Annotated in this window: 14 protein-coding genes, 1 tRNA gene and 1 pseudogene; 11 read left to right on the forward strand and 5 right to left on the reverse strand. The window is 65.1% G+C overall.

What is annotated here, in order from left to right; translation table 11 throughout:
* Window positions 1-8: 8 nt before the first annotated feature.
* The 4 genes from EAO75_RS35945 to EAO75_RS35960 all read right to left on the reverse strand — a co-directional run bounded on the left by EAO75_RS35945 (window position 9) and on the right by EAO75_RS35960 (window position 6,627).
* Window positions 9-1,433, reverse strand: coding sequence for a Cys-Gln thioester bond-forming surface protein (locus tag EAO75_RS35945; protein ID WP_147999328.1), 1,425 nt, complete (start codon window positions 1,431-1,433; stop codon window positions 9-11).
* Between the two features lie 259 nt (window positions 1,434-1,692).
* Window positions 1,693-2,154 (reverse strand): single-stranded DNA-binding protein, encoded by a 462-nt coding sequence (locus EAO75_RS35950; RefSeq protein ID WP_147999329.1) that lies wholly within the window; start codon window positions 2,152-2,154, stop codon window positions 1,693-1,695.
* 222 nt (window positions 2,155-2,376) lie between these two features.
* On the reverse strand, window positions 2,377-5,016 hold the full coding sequence (locus tag EAO75_RS35955) for a GTPase (protein WP_410092590.1): 2,640 nt from the start codon (window positions 5,014-5,016) through the stop codon (window positions 2,377-2,379).
* Between the two features lie 3 nt (window positions 5,017-5,019).
* Entirely contained in the window at window positions 5,020-6,627 is a 1,608-nt protein-coding gene (locus EAO75_RS35960) for a dynamin family protein (RefSeq protein WP_147999330.1), read from the reverse strand.
* A gap of 320 nt (window positions 6,628-6,947) precedes the next feature.
* On the opposite strand from EAO75_RS35960, the gene EAO75_RS35965 reads away from it, so the two are divergent.
* From EAO75_RS35965 to EAO75_RS47775, 11 genes and pseudogenes are all read left to right on the forward strand, one after another.
* A tRNA-Arg gene (locus EAO75_RS35965) sits at window positions 6,948-7,023 on the forward strand.
* Window positions 7,024-7,153: 130 nt separating this feature from the next.
* A complete protein-coding gene (locus EAO75_RS35970) occupies window positions 7,154-8,188 on the forward strand; it encodes a tyrosine-type recombinase/integrase (protein WP_147999331.1) in 1,035 nt (344 codons plus the stop codon).
* Between the two features lie 751 nt (window positions 8,189-8,939).
* Window positions 8,940-9,617 carry a GIY-YIG nuclease family protein gene (locus EAO75_RS35975; protein WP_147999332.1) on the forward strand — a complete coding sequence of 226 codons (678 nt, stop codon included), beginning with the start codon at window positions 8,940-8,942 and terminating at the stop codon, window positions 9,615-9,617.
* Window positions 9,614-9,781, forward strand: coding sequence for a type II toxin-antitoxin system Phd/YefM family antitoxin (locus EAO75_RS35980; RefSeq protein ID WP_187284723.1), 168 nt, complete (start codon window positions 9,614-9,616; stop codon window positions 9,779-9,781). The genes EAO75_RS35975 and EAO75_RS35980 overlap by 4 nt, the downstream gene beginning before the upstream one ends.
* A 104-nt stretch (window positions 9,782-9,885) precedes the next feature.
* Window positions 9,886-10,173 (forward strand): hypothetical protein, encoded by a 288-nt coding sequence (locus EAO75_RS35985; RefSeq protein ID WP_147999334.1) that lies wholly within the window; start codon window positions 9,886-9,888, stop codon window positions 10,171-10,173.
* Entirely contained in the window at window positions 10,170-10,451 is a 282-nt protein-coding gene (locus EAO75_RS35990; RefSeq protein WP_147999335.1) for a hypothetical protein, read from the forward strand. The genes EAO75_RS35985 and EAO75_RS35990 overlap by 4 nt, the downstream gene beginning before the upstream one ends.
* A gap of 334 nt (window positions 10,452-10,785) precedes the next feature.
* Window positions 10,786-11,862 carry an AAA family ATPase gene (locus EAO75_RS35995; RefSeq protein ID WP_147999336.1) on the forward strand — a complete coding sequence of 359 codons (1,077 nt, stop codon included), beginning with the start codon at window positions 10,786-10,788 and terminating at the stop codon, window positions 11,860-11,862.
* Between the two features lie 424 nt (window positions 11,863-12,286).
* Window positions 12,287-12,769 (forward strand): hypothetical protein, encoded by a 483-nt coding sequence (locus tag EAO75_RS36000; protein WP_147999337.1) that lies wholly within the window; start codon window positions 12,287-12,289, stop codon window positions 12,767-12,769.
* A 167-nt stretch (window positions 12,770-12,936) separates the two neighbouring features.
* Window positions 12,937-13,647, forward strand: coding sequence for a DUF2637 domain-containing protein (locus EAO75_RS36005; protein WP_147999338.1), 711 nt, complete (start codon window positions 12,937-12,939; stop codon window positions 13,645-13,647).
* Between the two features lie 668 nt (window positions 13,648-14,315).
* Window positions 14,316-15,053 (forward strand): helix-turn-helix domain-containing protein, encoded by a 738-nt coding sequence (locus EAO75_RS36010; protein WP_148000482.1) that lies wholly within the window; start codon window positions 14,316-14,318, stop codon window positions 15,051-15,053.
* 1,181 nt (window positions 15,054-16,234) lie between these two features.
* Window positions 16,235-16,432: pseudogene (locus tag EAO75_RS47775) on the forward strand (NUDIX hydrolase); the annotation flags it as partial.
* Between the two features lie 8 nt (window positions 16,433-16,440).
* Here the strand turns inward: EAO75_RS47775 and EAO75_RS36025 are convergent.
* The gene (locus tag EAO75_RS36025) at window positions 16,441-17,292 is read right to left on the reverse strand and encodes a nuclease-related domain-containing protein (RefSeq protein ID WP_187284724.1); all 852 of its coding nucleotides are present in this window, start codon (window positions 17,290-17,292) and stop codon (window positions 16,441-16,443) included.
* Between the last annotated feature and the right edge of the window lie 131 nt (window positions 17,293-17,423).

The following is a 17,423-nucleotide window of genomic DNA, read 5'->3' on the forward strand; positions in this document are numbered from 1 at the left end:
TGTGGGAGTCAGTCCTGCGCCGCCGCTTCCCTCTTGCGTACGACCAGCAGCGCCGCGCCGCCGATCACGACCAGGCCGATGGCGATGCCCGCGATCAGGGGGGTCATGGTGGAGCCGCCGGTCGCGGCGAGGTTGGTGTCGTCGGACCCCGCGCCGACCGTGGCCGGGCTCGGCTCGCCGAGGGTCTGGGTGATGGTGCCCGCCGCGTCGGCCTCGCCCGCCTGCGTCATGCAGTCCAGTACGCCGGTGAACCGCTTCTTGAAGCCGCCCGGCCCCTCGATCGTGAAGTCGTAGGCCTGGTCCTCCTGGAGCGGGACCGTCACCGTGCGCGACTCGCCCGCCGGGATGCTGTACTCGATCCCCAGCAGTTGGAAGGTGAACGGCGCGTCGCCCTCGTTGGCCGCGGTGATGTCGACGCCGCCCTTGTCGCAGTTCTCCACCGCCGACAGTGCGGGTATCGCACCGGTCTCCGCCCAGCTCGCGCTCGCCGTCGCCGAGACGGTCGACTCGCTGGAGCCGGCCAGGATCTGGGTCTGGCTGCGGCTCTCGGCGGCGAAGGCACGCCCCACCGGCACGGTCGTCGAGGCCTGCACGGTCAGCTCCGCCTGACCGTCCGTGGCGTCCTCGGGCACGTCGAAGAAGACCTGAGCGCCGTCCGCGGCGGTGGTGACGGCCTTGCCGGCCTGGTCAACGATCCGCACTCCGCTGGTGGCGGCGTCGGCGGGCGGGGTCAGCGTCACGCCGTCCGCGTTGGTGTGCACGGTCACCGGGCCGAGCCGCTCACCGGCGTGGCCGGAGACCGCGGGCGGGTCCAGCCTCAGCGAGGCCTCGGGCTCGGCCGCGCCCCGCGCGTTCTTCTCCAGGTAGTCCGCGAGCTTCTCGGCCTGCGGATCGACGGCGTCGACCTTCACCCCGTCCGAGTAGCGCCAGATGGCCACCTGGGTGCCGGCCGCCGCGTCCTGCTCGGTGAGGCCGCCCTGGAAGCCCGCCCTGGAGGCGAGGGCCGCGAGGTCGTTCACCTGCGGGTAGGAGTTCTGGAGGATCCAGCGGATCTTGCCCGCGTTCTCGTTGGCGCCCAGCGAGGTGCCGCTCCACGGCGTCTCGTGGTACTTGGCGTCGCGCTGGGTGGGGTTGTGGATGTCGACGCAGTAGGTCTGGAGCATGCCGCCGCCGTCGACGGACATCTCGAACAGGCCGGCCGAGATCTCCTGGTCGCCGGAGTCGGCGTGGACGACCGCGGCCCCGTACGTCTTCAGGCCGCCTATGGTGGCGGTCGCCCCGCCCGGGCTCGGCGCTGTCGCGTCGGCAGCGGGCGCGGCCGCGGCGGTGCCAGCCAGCACCGTGGCGGCGACGAGCCCGGACGCCAGGGTCGCGGCGGCGAGACGTGCCGCCCCTCGCCCGCGCGCCGACAGCGCTGAGAACGCAGCAAACACAGAATTCCCCTTCGAGCAGGACCCGTTGACGTGGGGGACGGTCCCACCAGCAGACTCTTAAGCCCCGAGAGCTATGCCCGGCATCCTAGGGACGCCGCGCACCACGCTTCCCGGTGATCCCGTCGCAGGGCCGATCCGACTCGGAATCGTTATCGCCAAGATCCTCTGTGAGCAGGGCTTATCGACAAATCCACCGGGGTAGTTCGGCGCGCATTCGCCGATAAGCCGCAGTTCGGTCAGTCCGGGCGGGTGACTGACGTCACGTCACCATGACCGGCTCCTGAGCCTGTTGGGAGTCGGCCGGTGCCGGCGTCTCCCACTCGGGCTCGGGCTGCGCGGCTGCCGCGGTGGCCGTCGTCTCCGGCCTCGATGCGCGCCGGAAGGCGGATGTGCCGCGGGCGAGGTCGTGGCCGATCGCGAGCGCGTCGATGTCCGCCGAGGTCCAGCTCTGCCCCTCCCGTACCTCCGAACGCACCTTCAGCCTGCCCTGCACCACGACCGGATCGCCCACGTTCAGCGACGCGGCGGCGTTCGTGGCGAGCTGGCGGTTGGCCCACACCGTGAAGAAGTTGGTGTGGCCGTCGGTCCACTCGTTCTTCCCGCGGTCCAGGTAACGCGAGGTCACCGCCAGCCGGAAGCGCGCGGACGGTCCCGTCGCCAGCTCCCGGTACACCGGCTGCGTCGCGACGTTCCCCACCGCGCAGATGGTCGTCTCGTTCATCTCGAACCCCTCCCTGACCCGGCCGCTCCGCCGGGCGGATACGCCTACGGGCCCGTCCCGTACGGCTGCGTCCGACATGACGGCCGCGCACCCCGTACGTCCTGGTGCGCCGCCGTCACCGCGATCGACCGCGTCCGTCGCGATCGCCGCGAAGCCAGACTGCCTCCGCCGGGCCGAGCCCGCAGAGCCCTGTGGATCACCGCCGGCCTGTGGATATCCCCGTCACCCGAACAGGTGACCCGGGCGGCCCGGCGGAGGCAGTCTGGCCCCCATCACCCTGCCGTATTGCTCCCGGACCTCCCGGTACCGCAGCAGCTCGGCCGCCACCGGATCCAGCACCCGGGCCCGCCCGCACCCGGCCGCCGCCTCCCTGAGCCGTCGTTCGGCCTCCGTGCCGTACCGTCGCGCCGGTCCTCGTGCCGCCATCCGGCAGCTCCACTCGACCAGCGGGCCGCCGACGATGCCGGCCGCCATCAGCAGCACCGGCAGGCCCAGGTTGGGCTCCATGACCCCGATGATCTGTCCCACCAGCCAGAGCCCGCCGACGATCTGAAGGATCGTCATGGCGGCCTGCACCAGGACGGCCACCGGCCACCAGCCCGGCCGCGGCGGCCGCCCCGGCGGCAGTCCGGCCCGCGCCGCGAGCTCGTCCAGCGCCTCGGGCAGCCCCTGGGCCCCGCGTACGGCCGCCTCGCGCACCGCCTGCGCCCACGGCGTGGGCAGTCCGGCCGAGGCCCGCTCGGCGACCGTCCGCACCGCCTGTTCGACGCGCTGGCGCGCGGTGGCCTCCTCGTCCGTCTGGGTCCGCAAGGACAGCCGGCCCGTCGGCGGTTCGCTGCGGTCCTGGTACCAGCGCCACAGCCGCAGCCAGGGCGTCCCGCACGCGCGGTTGGCGTTGCGCAGCCAGGCCCGCTCGGCGGCCTCGCCCGCGGCGGTGGCGCCGATCGCGTCCGCGAGCCGGGCCGAGAAGTCGTCCCGCGCCTCCTCGCTGAGCCCGGTCCGCCGCCGCGCCGCGTAGACGGGCCGCAGGCCCAGCCCGGCGGCGTCCACATCGGCCGAGATGCGGCGCGCCGCGGCCCCGCGTTCGGCGACGAACTCGCCGAGCGCCTCCCGCAGGTCGCCCACGCCGTCCCCGGTCAGCGCGGACAGTGCGAGCACGACGGCGCCCGGTTCGCCGTGCTCGCCCAGCGCGATGCCGTCCTCGTCGAGCAGCCGCCGCAGGTCGTCGAGGACCTGGTCGGTGGCCTCCCCGGGGAGCCGGTCGGTCTGGTTGAGGACGACGAACATGATCTCGGCGTGCCCGGCCATGGGCCGCAGATAGCGCTCGTGCAGGACGGCGTCGGCGTACTTCTCGGGATCGACGACCCAGATGACCGCGTCGACGAGCGCGAGCACCCGGTCGACCTGCTCGCGGTGCGCTACGGCCGCCGAGTCGTGGTCGGGCAGGTCGACCAGGACGAGCCCGCGCAGCTGCCCGTCCGCGGCCGCGTTCTGCGCGGGGCGCCGGCGCAGCCGGGGCGGGATGCCGAGCCGGTCGATGAGTCCGGCTGCGCCGTCGCTCCAGCTGCACGCGAGGGGCGAGGCGGTCGTCGGCCGGCGTACGCCCGTCTCCGAGATGGTCACTCCGGCGAGCGCGTTGAACAGTTGCGACTTGCCGCTGCCCGTGGCGCCCGCGATGGCGACGACCGTGTGCTGCCCGGAGAGCCTGCGCCGCGCCGCCGCCTCGTCGAGCACCCGGCCCGCGTCGGCGAGCGTCTTGCCGTCGAGCCGGGTGCGCGAGAGGCCCACCAGTTCGCGCAGCGCGTCGAGCCGCGACCGCAGCGCCCCGTCGTAGGCGAGCGGCGTCACGGACTGCTGCGGCCCGGAGGTGGCCCGCGGCTCGGCGGGGGCGGGCTGCTCGGCGGGGGCGTTCTCATTCACCCGCCGAGCGATCAGGCCGTCGTCCCAGGGGGTCGCGGGCTCGGCCCCGGAGGCCGGGGTCGAGCGGGACGAGGCCTCCGCGCGGGGGGAGGACTCCGGACGGGGAGTGGACTCTGCGCGGGGGGCGGACTCCGGACGAGGGGTGGACTCTGCGCGGGTGGAGGACTCCGGACGGGGAGTGGACTCCGCACGCGACGAGGACTCCGCACGCGAGGCGGATGCCCCACGGGACGGGGACTCCGTGCGCCCGGAGGATTCCGTACGCGAGACGGGCTCCGTACGCGAGACAGGTTCCGTACGCGAGACGGGTTCCGTACGCGAGACAGGTTCCGTACGGCGGGACATGCCGCCCTCCTTACGGACTCCCGCGTCGGAGACGTTCCCGCGCGCGGGTGTGCCGGTGTCGGCCTTACGGCCGCTGGGTTCGGGGACGCTTCCGCGCGCGGCTGCGTCCGAGTCGCCCTTGCGGCCACCGGATCCGGCGGGGTTCCCGCGCGCGGGCGTGTCCGAGTCGCCCTGGCGACCGCCCGATCCGGCGGGGTTCCCGCGCGCGGGCGTCCCGGCGTCGGCCTTACGGGCGCCGGGGTCGGGCACGCTCGGGCGGGCCGGAGCGTCGCCCTCGTCCCTGCGGGCGTCGCCCAGGTCGGGGGTGTCCTCACGCGCGGGCGGGTCGTCGGCCTCCACGCGTGCGTGGACGTCGCTCGGCCGGTCCTCCCGCTTCGCCAGCTTCCTCCAGAGCTTGCGCTTGTCCGGCTCGTCGGCGGCCACAAGGCCCTCGCTCTCGACGGGCTGCTCCGCCTCCGTGCGGGGCCCCGTCACGGGGAGGAGGTTCTCGGAGGCGCCCTCCAATGGGATGTCGTTCACGCGCTCGTCGTCCTTGGTGAAGCCGTCCTCCTGCTGATCGGCGTGTTCCGTGTGGTCCTGGTCAGTGACGGCGGTCACCGGTCACCTCTCCTTCTGCAGTACGGACAGCGCGGCAATGAGTTCGGCCTGGGGATCCGGGTGGACCTCCAGGGAGTCGAGCGGGGCGAGCCGTCGCTCGCGTTCGTTGTGCATGACCCGGTCCAGATGCTCGGTGAGCAGCCGCCCGGCGCGGTCGCGCAGCCGCAGCGCCCCGTGCGCCCCGATCCGCTCGGCGAGCCCCTCCCCCGCGGACCGCGCCCGTCGGCTGCCCAGCAGGGCCGTGGCGACGAGGGCGGTGACGACCTCGGAGTCCGGGGCGACGCTGCGGTCGAGGTAGCTCACCTCGTCCTCGGCGTACTCCTCCAGCTCGCGCCGCCAGCGCCGTACCGCCATGCCGATGCGGTGCTCGACACTCGTCGGCCTCGGGTCACGGGCCGTCAGTTCGGACGCGGTGGCGGCCGGTTCGCGCTGCCAGGCGTCGTCGACGCGCTCGTCGGCGGCGGTGACCGCGCACAGCAGGAGGGTGCTCAGGGACTCCACGAGCGATTCGAGGAGCTCCCCCGCGGAGCAGTCCAGCGGGAAGGCCCGCCAGCGCTTGAGGGCGTCGCCGGCGAGCACGGCGCCGGCCTGGAGGCGGGCACGCACGCGTGCGTACTCGCTGTCGTAGGCGCTGTCCACGGCGGCGGTGAGCCGCAGCGCCGCCGAGTACTGTGCGGCGGCCGCGCTGGCGAGCTCGGGCATGCGGGACTTCAGGGAGTCGAGGAGGCCGTAGACCGTGCGGGCCATGACGTGTTCGCGAGCGGCCTGGTCCTGGGCCTGGTGGACGAGCCAGGTGCGCAGCCCCGCCACGGCCGTGGCCGGCAGCAGCCCGCCGCCCCAGGCCGACTCGGGCAGTTCGGGCACCGTGAAGCGGGGTACCTCCCCGAGGCCCGCCTTGGTGAGGAGCGCGCCGTACTGCCGCGAGACCTCGGAGACGACCTGGTGGGGAACCCGGTCCAGGACGGTCACGAGGGTGGCGTCGTATTCCTTTGCGGTGCGCAGCAGATGCCAGGGCACGGCGTCGGCGTACCGGGCCGCCGTGGTCACCATCACCCAGATGTCGGCGGCGCAGATCAGTTCGGCGGCGAGGGCGCGGTTGTCGGCGATGAGGGAGTCGATGTCGGGCGCGTCGAGGAGGGCGAGCCCGGCCGGCAGCGAGTCGGCGGTCTCGACCCGCAGCACGCGCTCGCTGTCCTCGCCGGGCAGCATCAGCTCCTCGGCCGGGTCGTGTTCGGGCACCCACACGCGTGTGAGGTCGGGCAGTACGCGCATCCCGCTGAACCAGTGATGGTCCTCCGGATGACAGACCAGAACCGGCGTTCGCGTCGTCGGGCGCAGCACGCCCGCCTCGGTCACGCGCCTGCCCACCAGGGAGTTGACGAGCGTCGACTTGCCGGCGCCGGTGGATCCGCCCACCACGGCCAGCAAGGGTGCTTCGGGCTCCTTCAGGCGGGGCACCAAATAGTCGTCGAGCTGCGCGAGCAGTTCGTCGCGGTTGGCACGCGCGCGTGGCGCCCCCGCGAGGGGCAGCGGGAAGCGTGCGGCCGCGACACGGTCGCGCAGGGCGGAAAGTGCGTCGAGCAGCTGAGGCCGTACGTCCAAGGTCACCACATGCGAAGAATGCCCAATTTTAGGGGAATTCTGAAGCATATGAGCATGTCTGCGCGCCGATAGGACACAAGGGACGGAAGGGACGACTGGGGCACGGGCACAGTCCAGGCATAACGAGTGCACAACACCCGGGGCGCGAGAGGCCAAAAGCGGTGCACGATTCGCACCTGCCTGCGATTATCAGGACCGCTTCACCGAACCTCCACATCGAGCCACGGAGGCGAAGCAGCAGGGACACGGATGCGGGAGCCCTATCCTTGTCCCCGGCAACGTCACGGTTCGGCCCACACCCGGGCACCACGAACGAGGCCACCACACCGGCCCCCGTAGCTCAGTGGATAGAGCAGGCGCCTTCTAAGCGCTTGGCCGCAGGTTCGAGTCCTGCCGGGGGCGCCACATCCTCTCTGACCTGGGACTACGAGGCAGATGGATCACTGAAGACCGCGTGACTTACCTACCAGACTCGGTTAGGTAAGGCGCCTAGCGGACTGCACCTTGCCTAGCCCAGACACCAGGGAGTCACCCCGTGTCGGCACAGGCCAGGAAGTCACCTCTCAGAGCAGCCAGCAGGGCAAAGAACACGCCAGCGCTCCGAGCCATCCCCCTGGACCCAGGGCAGTCGGACATCAGGGCAGCGTTCCTCTCCGACTACGCCACGCATCTCAGGGCCAGCAACAACAAGCACGGACGGCCCTACCAGGAGAAGACAGTCACGGCGTACACCAAGGCTGTCAGGGCCCTGGACAAGTGGATGACGGAGCAGGGCATGGAGGGGGATTACCTCTCCGTCGAAACAGCCACGCTGAACCTGTTCTTCAGGGCATACCACCAGGCTCACGAACAGGGCGGGACCAACACCGTTCAAAGGAACCTGCGTACGTTCTTCACCTGGCTGGAGGAGGAGTACGACCACGCCAACCCGTACCGAGACAAGAAGCTCCAGAGGTACGCCGCACCCACGGGAGTGAAGCCCAAGACCCTCAGCTCTGAGTTCGTGGTGGACATGCTGAAGGTGACGGGCAACGGGCATCCCCGAGTGAGGGAGTTCGAGAAGGTTCGGGACCACGCAATCATCAGGGTTCTCACTGAAGGGCTCAGGGCCGAAGAACTCCTCATGCTCCGTCTGGATTCACTCGACCTGGAGCAGGGCCTAGCTCAGGTGGTTCCGCTGAAGGACGCACGGTCCAGTGGAGAAGGCAGGATCGTCCCCCTTCAGCCCAAGACAGTCGTAGCTCTGACTCGGTACATCAGGGCCAGGGAAAGCCACAAGCTCTCAGGGTCGGAATGGCTGTGGCTTGGCACGAGGAACAGGTCTCGGCTCACCTACTCCGGTCTCTATCGGATGCTGAACAGGAGGGCCGTGGATGCTGGTTACGAGGGATGCCACCCCCACCAGTTCCGGCACACCTGGACTGACGACATGCTCTCTGCCGGTGTGGCTGGAGAGGACGTCATGACCCTGGCAGGTTGGAAAGACTCGACCATGCTCCGTCGCTATGCGGCAGACATGGCAGTGAGCAGGGCCGTGAAGGTGGCCAAGAAGCTGGGAGACAGGTACTAGCCCTATCCGTTGGGGGCTCCTGACGTTCGCCCCACGGAAGCTAGAGAAGGGGTCGTGCTCCTCGGAGTGCGGCCCCTTCTACATGGTCAGGATGAGTGCTCGTGAAGTGCACATTTAATCAGCCGACACGAGAAGCCCCGTGCATGGGATCATGGATACGTAGCCAAGACATGCCCTTGAGGGAGTGGCAGGCTGCATCTCCGTCACTGACAGGGTTGGCTCCTTTGGGGGTCAGCCCTTGAGGTGGTAGGAGAACCTTTTCCTTTGGTTGGTTGGGTGCTCAGCAGAGAAGCCCGGTGGTCCATATGACTGCCGGGCTTCTCTATTTGAGGACACCTGGACCAACACCCCCCACCTGTGGAACCTGCAATGCCATACGTGTATCCACAGGTAGACCAACACCGACAGACCAGGAGGTCAACCAATGAAGAAGTACTACACCAAGAGCATCAAGGGAGTTCGCTGCATCCGTTGCCGTGGCCACTTCCCGAGCATCAAGGATCTAGCCAAGCACTACGCATCTGACGGGACGTGCCTGATGGTTCTACTGCCAGAGCGCAAGGCGGCGTAAGAGAATCCCTGTACGGCCAGGAGAGAGGCTGAGAGGGAATGGCTGAACAACTACACACACCCACTCGTGAAAGGCCCTGAGAGAACCAGTCTCGGGGCCTTTCGTGTAGGTGGGGGGGCACCACCATTGGGGATGGCCGAGGGCTCGGCGCATCCCCTTGCAAGTAAGTAGGTACCACCCATGGAGCGCGACCTATTCGCGGAGGAGAAGCATGACGGAGTAGCTGAGGTTAGCTGCGTAGGAGTAGTAAGCACCGACACCGGAGAGGCTTGCGGGAGTCCAGCCAAGCTGAGGGGATTCGGGAGTATTCGGATCCCCCTTTGTGAGCCCTGCCTGATGAGGGTCTGCAACTGGAGGAACGACAAGGTAATCCGAGTGGTTGAGGAACTGGGGGAGGRAGGGGCCATTGCCGGGGATACGGATGGATGGATGTACGCAATCCAGATGGAGAGCGGAAACGTGAAGTTCGGGACTACATCAGACCCGACGCTGAAGAGGCTGGCCGAACTAACCCGAACCAATAACGGCGGCGTGCCAGTGGAGATCCTGGGAATCACCAGGGGTGGCCTAGCGCTAGAGCACCTGACGCACGGAAGGTTCAAGGGCGTAAGGGTGGTGGATCGGATGGAAGAGTTTGCCCCAACCCTGGACGTAGTGGAGTACGCAGCAGGGCTGGGGATTCCTTCAGGACTAACTGATTCAGTAGAGCGACACCGGCTGAAGAGGGTGCAATATCTCGGGGAGAAGAGGGCTGCACAGTCTCTTGATGAGGCACTAGGTGAAGTATGGGAGTCCTTCACTAGCGAGCCTTACACCAGTATCCCATGGTGGGAGACGGTAGAGAGGAGCGGAACATGATTCGGATTGCAGGCAGTGAGGCAAAGCCAGTACTGGCCGAGCTACTGAGGAAGGCCGAGGCTGGAGAGGAAATCCACCTGACTAAGTACGGCAAGACTCAGGCCGTGCTCATTGGAGCAGAACAGTACGAGCGATACAGGCGAACCCTGTTCAGCAAGGACTGAGCATTATCGGCATCGCTGACGCTGGATGCCGAACACACATCAAACACACGAAGGCCCTAGCCACTCCGGCAGGGTCTTTCTTTATGCCCAGAGGAGGGCCAGCAATGAACGAGTACAAGGACTGCACTTTCGAGGGATGCAGCAGGCCGGAGAGGCGGGGCGGCTACTGCCATGGACACGGGAACCAGCTTCGTCGAGGAATGGAGCTTCGCCCGCTGAGGGCTTACACCACTAGCAGCCCGATCTACTGCAAGTTCGAGGAGTGCAATCGAGGCCACCACAGCTACGGCTATTGCGAGCAGCACAGCAGGGCTCACAAGAGGGGGCAGGAGCTGAGGCCAATCAAGCAGTACAGGGAGAGGCAGAAGAAGAAGAAGGAGGAGCAGGGATGAGCGCAGGACCAAAGCATGTGGCAGTGCTGAACCATCTGCGTAAGGCCACTGACTATCCGGCCCGAGTGGTCAGGAAGGTTGAGATTCAGGTAGGCCGAGACGGTGAGTACTCCATCCCATTCGAGGGAGTCGGTAAGGGCTTTGCATCCGAGGAGATTGGAGCGCTGCTAGTCCTGCTCTCCTCCAATCCGTATCAGCTAGCCAATCTAGTCGGAACGATCCTGGAGAAGGATGAGAGCGGCAAGGTTCGCGAGTATCTGGCTGACCTGATGAAGTAATTTCCCAGGGGTCAGCCGGCTCGGACCTATCAATTTCATACGGCGAGCACACATCAGAGGGGTCTCTGTCCAATGCGATAGAGGCCCCTTCTGCATGACCAAAGGAGAACAGCAATGCACCACGAACGCGACGAAGACATCCACTACGGCTGCCTCAAGTGTGGCCGAGAGGAGATCTACGCAAGGCAGCTATGCCGACGCCACTGGAACGTTGAACGGATTCTTAAGGAGCTGCTGAGCGAGGAGCAGTAAGGCACGACAGACAACAGACAAACCCGGGGCCCTGCCATGGCGGGCACCCATTGACCAACCAACCGAATGGAGAAGGAAAGACATGACGGACAACAGTGCAGTAGCAACCCTAGAGGCCGAGTACATCCCCGAGTGGGACGGCAAGGTATTCACGTGGGAGGAGGCACTAGCAGCAGCGGAGGAAGTAGAGGACTTCATCGTTGATGGGGTGATCTCCTCCGCTACCACCCTTCTCTACGGAGAGAGCAAGACAGGGAAGTCCTATCTCGTCTGTGCTCTCGTGGCAGCGATGGTGACTGGCGGAACATTCCTTGACAGGGAAGTGGATGACCGGCCATGGAAGGTGGCAATCCTCGGAACGGATGACAACGCACAGACTGAGTACGTCAAGCGAATCAGCACCGCACTCCCAGAGGGCATGGCTCCTCCGGTCGATATCTTCCAGCTACCCATCATGCGCACCCCTGCCAAGTGGAAGTCGCTCCACAAGAAGATCCTTGACCAGGGCTACAACTTCGTGGTGATTGACTCCCTTACTCAGGCCATTAACGGAACCATCAACAGTGACGAGACCATCCGAGACTTCTTCGATGGAGTGCGCCTGTTCGTGAACTCCGGGATTCCGGTCCTGGTGGTAGCTCACTCCTCCGAGAAGACAGGGCCCAACGGTAAGTCTGACCTGCCCCTAGGCTCCAGCACGATCACGCAGTCTGTCAGGCACAGGGTCTATGCCTACCGGCAGAACGGCAGGGTGTTCCTCAAGTTCAAGGGCAACCACATTGCGGAGGAGTACCGCATGACCCTTGCTCCTGGTGCCGGTGCTCGATTCACCGTTCTGGAAGAGAAGAGCCTTACCGCTCTGGCCGAGGAGAACGCCAAGAAGAAGGCTGATCGCGAGGCCAAGAAGAAGGAGCAGGCAGAGTCCAGGGAGCAGGCCAAGCAGAACCGAGCTACTGCAACCCTTGACCGTAACTCCAGCATCGCCGAGTACGTCATCACCGAGTGCCAGGGAATGAAGCCTGCAACCGTGGCAGACAAGCTCTCTCAGAAGTTCGGGGGGTCCAAGACTACGTACACCTCGAACCTCTCTGGTGGCCGTGCTTACGGGGCCCTGCTGTCTGTGGATGGGTCGTACCGCTGGACCCGTGAGGAGGTCTGAGCCGGGAAGTTGTTGGGATTGTTGTTGTTGTCCCTCCCCCCTATATAGGTGTTGTTAAGCCACAACAACAACAACTCCACACCACCACCCACCTATATACCCCCCACCCACTGAGGTAGTTCCTGCCGTCTGGGTCTGGCGCCCAGCCGGATCCATCGGAGAAGGAATGAGGGGGGTTCTTGGGATGACTCCGGTCTGGAGCTTGTCTCCACGGCCGGAGAGTAGTCGGCATGTCAGGTCTGTCAGGTCTGGCTGTGTCTCTCAGGAACCCCTCTACCTATCGGATCCATGTTGCATTCGTGAGAGGTCACACTCTCATCCTCCGATCCTGGGTTAAACAACCTGGGGTCTCTTCATCCAATCCAAGAGGGTGCCCGCGATTAGCAGGGCCCTCTACTCGTCATGCCTAAAGGAGGCATCACCTATGTACAACCGCACCTGCCCGTGGAAGCTGGACAACGGCTCTATCTGTTCTGCACCACCCAAGGATTACCGACACCGAATGGGGCTGTGTGAGCTTCATTCCTCCGTCCAGTACATGACCCAGCTACACGCTGAGGGTCGACTACTCAACGAGGTCCGAGTAATGGAGCACACCCCTGGATTCACCTACGTTGCTCTCACCTCCGATGGGAATTACCACACCGGCTGGGCTGGAACCTGGGACCTACTCCTGTCCAAGCTGAAGAAGGCTTTCAAGAAGGGTGATCTAACGAAGGTGGTAGCTCTACTCGACGGAGGAAAGAGCCAGTACCTATCCGTTGTGGGTTCTCTCTCTCCGTTCTGGATTGAGGGCAGGAACTCCACCTACTCACCGGATGCAGAACTACCAGACCTACCGCAGTCCAACCGTTACTCCGACCTACCTCGGAACATGCAGGGACTAGGCGACCTATTCACCTGGTAACGCAAGGGAGTGGGTCGTGTCGGCAGACGCGGCCCCTCATCCTTACCGTTACTCAACCAATCAGCGTTACCCCGTAGCCGTTACTCGTCTGCGTTACTCGCGTAGGCGTTACCCAACCAACCAGCGTTAGGCGTTACTCGTCTGGCGTTACTCGCGAAGGAGATTCTATGTACGACGTTACTAACGAACTGCGAAGCGTTAGGCGTACCCGTAAGACCGTTAGCGTTGCTGTCTGGATCATTGCCGGAGCAGCCATCATCTTCAGCCTCATGACCGGTGCTCCCCTGGTCTCGGCTCATTCAGAGTGGGAGTGGACTGGCTGGCTTCTACCGGTCCTGGTGGATGCCGCCCTAGTCCTATCCCTATCCGCCGATGCTGTCCTATCCAGGCACGGAGTGAAGGGAGGTAGGTGGCCAACCTGGTTCCGCTGGATTACTGGCCTAGCCTCCCTGTTCCTGAATGTCTGGGGAAGCTACTCGGCGGGCGACTGGGTGGGCGTAGCTATCCACTCCATTGCGCCAGTCATTCTCATCTGCACCAGTGAGGTAGCACCGATCTACCGCAGGAAGTTCCGAGACCTGGAGCTAACGCTAACGGAGGAAGTAACGGTAACGGTGGTAACGCAGTCACTAACGCCGAGGACCACTAACGCCGACGGTGACAGTAACGCCAGCACTAACGCAGGTACCGGTAACGGTAACGGACGGAGGAGCAACAGCAGGACCAGCACCAACGCAGAGAAGAACAAGGCAGCCATCCGTCAGGCGTTCCTGAATGGACTAACGCCGACGCAGGCAGCAGAGAAGATTGGCGTCAGTCGAGGCTACGTCTCTCAGCGTTACTCGGAGATCAGGGCAGAGCTGGAGAAGGCGGCGTAATCAGGTAGACACAGAGAAGGGCCATGCCGATAGTCATCGGCTGGCCCACTCTCATTACCCACTAACCCCGAGCCGGCTGACCCCTACTGGAAATGAGGAGTCCACCCATGGCTGTTACTCCGATCAGTGCCACTAGGTCGTATTGGCTGTAGTCGCCAGTCACACCGGAGAGAACGAGCAGGACACCGAAGGGGAATGTTCCTCCCGACCCGATCCCATGCCCAAGAGAATCACCGCCCACGACCCCGATGATCCACGCCCCGGCTATGAGGAGGAGGGTTCCCCACCAAGGGAGCAGGAACGAGGAACCCACCACACTCATTCCGATCAGGAACCCTAGGAGGTTGTGGTTTCTTTCCGCGCTTCCCGATAGTGACCCCACAGAACCTCAGCCTCCCCACATCTCCCGCCCGTCTCTCTGCATTCACCGCACTGCACGGCGTGATCCACGAATGCCCCGTACGCGTTCATCACCTTGTCCGTCAGCCGGGCAACCCGAGCAGGAACCCTGGCTCTCACTCTTGCCTCATCCGCCATGTCTGGATCGTGACTACCCCTTCAGGTCGGATCAGGTCGGAACCGCAGACAGTCGGGACGTCCAGGACTACGCTCTGAGAACGTCCTAGATGTCCATGGGGGAGACCTTGAACAGTGCCCTACGATCAGCTATGGAGTCAGCCGGTCTCTCGCCGAGGAAGCTGGCCCTAAAGGTGGGGGTGTCGGGGAAGACGGTGGAGCGGTGGGTGAATGACCCTGAGCTAATCCCCCACCCGAGGAACCGTGAGGATGCCTGCAAAGCACTGGGAGTGGACGAAGAAATGATCTGGCCCAAGGCGGTAAAGGAACGGATCAAGACCGGAGGGGATAGGGAGATTGTTCACAGCTACCCTTATCGCTCCGCCTGTCCTTCCACGGTCTGGGGAGAACTCACCGAGCAGGCCACCGAGGAACTGTTCTTCTCCGGCTACACGAACTACTTCCTCTGGACTCAGGTACCGGACTTCTCCAATCTCCTGCGCAGGAAGGTACGGGAAGGGTGCCGAGTCAGATTCCTTCTGGGAGACCCCAATGGAGAGGTAACCAGGCAGAGGGAAGTAATCGAGGACGTAGCCCTTACCGTCTCCACCCGCATTCGCGTGAGTCTGGAGAACCTAGCCAGGCTGGAGGAAGTAGAGGCCCGGTACTCATCTCCCGAGGATGCCACCAATCACGTATCCCTCTCTGTGTTCCGGTTCGATGATGAAGCACTGGTCACACCCCATCTGGCCAGGCTGGTAGGGCATGACTCACCCCTACTTCATCTCCGGTCTATGGGTGCTGGAGGGATGTTCTCTCGGTTCTCAGACCACGCCGAGGAACTGTGGGGCAGGGGTGTTCCTATCCAGTCGGAGAAAACAAGGGCCTAGCCCCGCAGAAACAAGACCTAGCGCGGTGTAACTACTACCTGCGCACCGTTATGGGCATGCTGGAACCGACTGGAGACTAAGCACCTGCTTACCTTCTCCGATCTCTACCCTGCACAGCTACCCGGGTACGTGACGTAGAGCACATATATGTATGGTGGAATTTTTAGGGGACTCACCTCCACCTCCACGGCGCCATTTAATAACCCCCGGGTACGTTTCTGGGCAAACTGGGACACGTTGAAAGTTTTAGCACCTCTCCTTCTCGCCCTTGCGCTGTACCCCTGGAGAATTACCGGAGAGGGAAAGTCGGGGCGGGGGCTGGGTCTCTCTCTCATTGATATAGGCACGCCTTCTCGCATCCATATGGGCAGGGCATTAGGCAGGGGTCGGAGAAGGGGCAGCACAGTCCCCACCACAGCCAGCCAGCCGACACGGCAAGTGCACCCCTGGCCTACCCCGTGCGTGTCCGTCTCCAGGGCTGTGGGGACACGGCTGGACCGAGGAGACCAGGGCAGGGGAGATAGGCCGGGAGAGAGGCGTACAGAGGTTTCCCCTGGTCAGGCATGCCGTCTGGGACTGGCGCCCAGCCGGTAGGCAACTTCACTAGGGAGTCCTACGCAAGGTGCCTGGTGGGGTGTTGAGGGGTGGTCAGGCCACGTTTCCGCAGGTTAGAGTCTTGGCTAGTCACGTTGCCTTCTAAGCGCTTGGCCGCAGGTTCGAGTCCTGCCGGGGGCGCCCAGTCTCCGCCCTCCTTCGGGAGGGCGTTTTTGCTGGTCAGGACGCTTTCCAACTGATACGACGACACCCCGGACGCCCTCTTGATGATCAAGGGCAGACTCCGGGGCTGTCCGGCTGTCACCGGGTTTTCGCGGGTGGCCGTGTCGAATACGTGTCGAAGTTTCTTGGCCGAAGATCAACCAGCGCCGGGCAGCTCGGGGAGGTCTCCGGCTGCTTCGAGGCGCTTCTTCAAATCAGGAAGCTGCCCTTCGACACAGCGGGCGTACGTGGCGAGGAGTACCGGCACACTGTTCCCGGCCCACTCGGCCACCTGTGCGGGCGGGATCCCGTCGTTGAGCCATTTGGTAAGACGCGTGTGCCGGTTGTCGTACACCCGCCTCCCCGTGGGCGACGCGAAGACGTGCGGGGGGCAAGACGGCCTGGCGTGCACTGCGCCAGGCCCGGCCCTGGTCTTCCGCTGCAAGCCGTCCGGCGGCACGGAGCGCACGTCGAGTGAGTCGACGGCCGTCTCATGGCTCACACCCGACGAGGTCGCGGAGCGTATGGCCGAAGTCTTCGCAATCAGGCTCTTGGACGCCTTGGACGGCAACGGCCCGCATGTCCGGAGCCACGACGGCCGGAAGCTCCTCAGCGCCCACTGACCTAGACATCAGGCCGTCAGCCACGCATGGCGATGGCGGGCGATGGCATAGATCCGCTCGATCTCGTCAGCGGTCAGCACGCCGTTGAGAGGGGCTAAGGCTGAAACCTCTCGTTCGCGGTACACCCTCACCGTGAGCTGGGTGGCAACGACCTTCAGATCCGTGACGCCGACGAAGACCAGAACAGGCTCCACAGGGACAGCGAAGCCGCAGTAGCGCTCAAGAACCCGCTGCACGCGCTTCGCCTCGGCCCGGCTCTTGCGAGCGTACGGCTCGGGTCGACCGTGGTTGACCTTCACTGCATCGTTGCCGACCCATACCGCCTTCTGTGGATGATTCTTCGTGTTGACGCTGAACACCCCACCGGGCCCGATCAGTAGGTGGTCGAGGTCTACCTCGCGTGGCAGCGGTATGGAGTGCAGCACGCGCCACCCATGACGCCGCAGTCGATCGAGTTCAGCGCCTACGCGGCGTTCGCCCCTCATGCCCGTGCGCCAGGAATCTCCATCGGCCGGACGGCCCAGAACCCGAGCAAGGGCTCGCGTCATGAGACCCGCTGAAGTCTCCGTGACCTTGGAACGCAGTGCAGTGCCAGGCGAGTTGGAGGCGAGGTCATCATCAGGGGCGAGGGGCGGTAGCAATGGTGTGGGCGCCGGGGCTTCGGGTGGTGCCGGCACATCGGCCGCACCGGTTAAGTGCTGTCGCAACACGGCCACGACTGCGTCACGATGCTCACCTAGACGGACCGTGATCTTTCCCGTCTTGCAGTCGGCCCAGCCGGCAGCCGTGCCGTCGGGGAGATTCGCATACAGGCGATCGTGCCCATGTCGCTTCCACCGCACAACCTTGAGCTCAGCCATGGTCCCTGCCTCCTCGACATCGATGCAGTCATGGCAGCAACCGGGCTTCAGGTCCACAAGAGCGCGATCGGGATAGAACTTTCCCTACTTCATCAAGGCGGCTCGCTCCGCTCCCCGCGCGCGGCCCGGCC

This window comes from Streptomyces sp. UW30, assembly GCF_008042075.1.
In the GTDB taxonomy this organism is placed as follows: Bacteria; Actinomycetota; Actinomycetes; order Streptomycetales; family Streptomycetaceae; genus Streptomyces.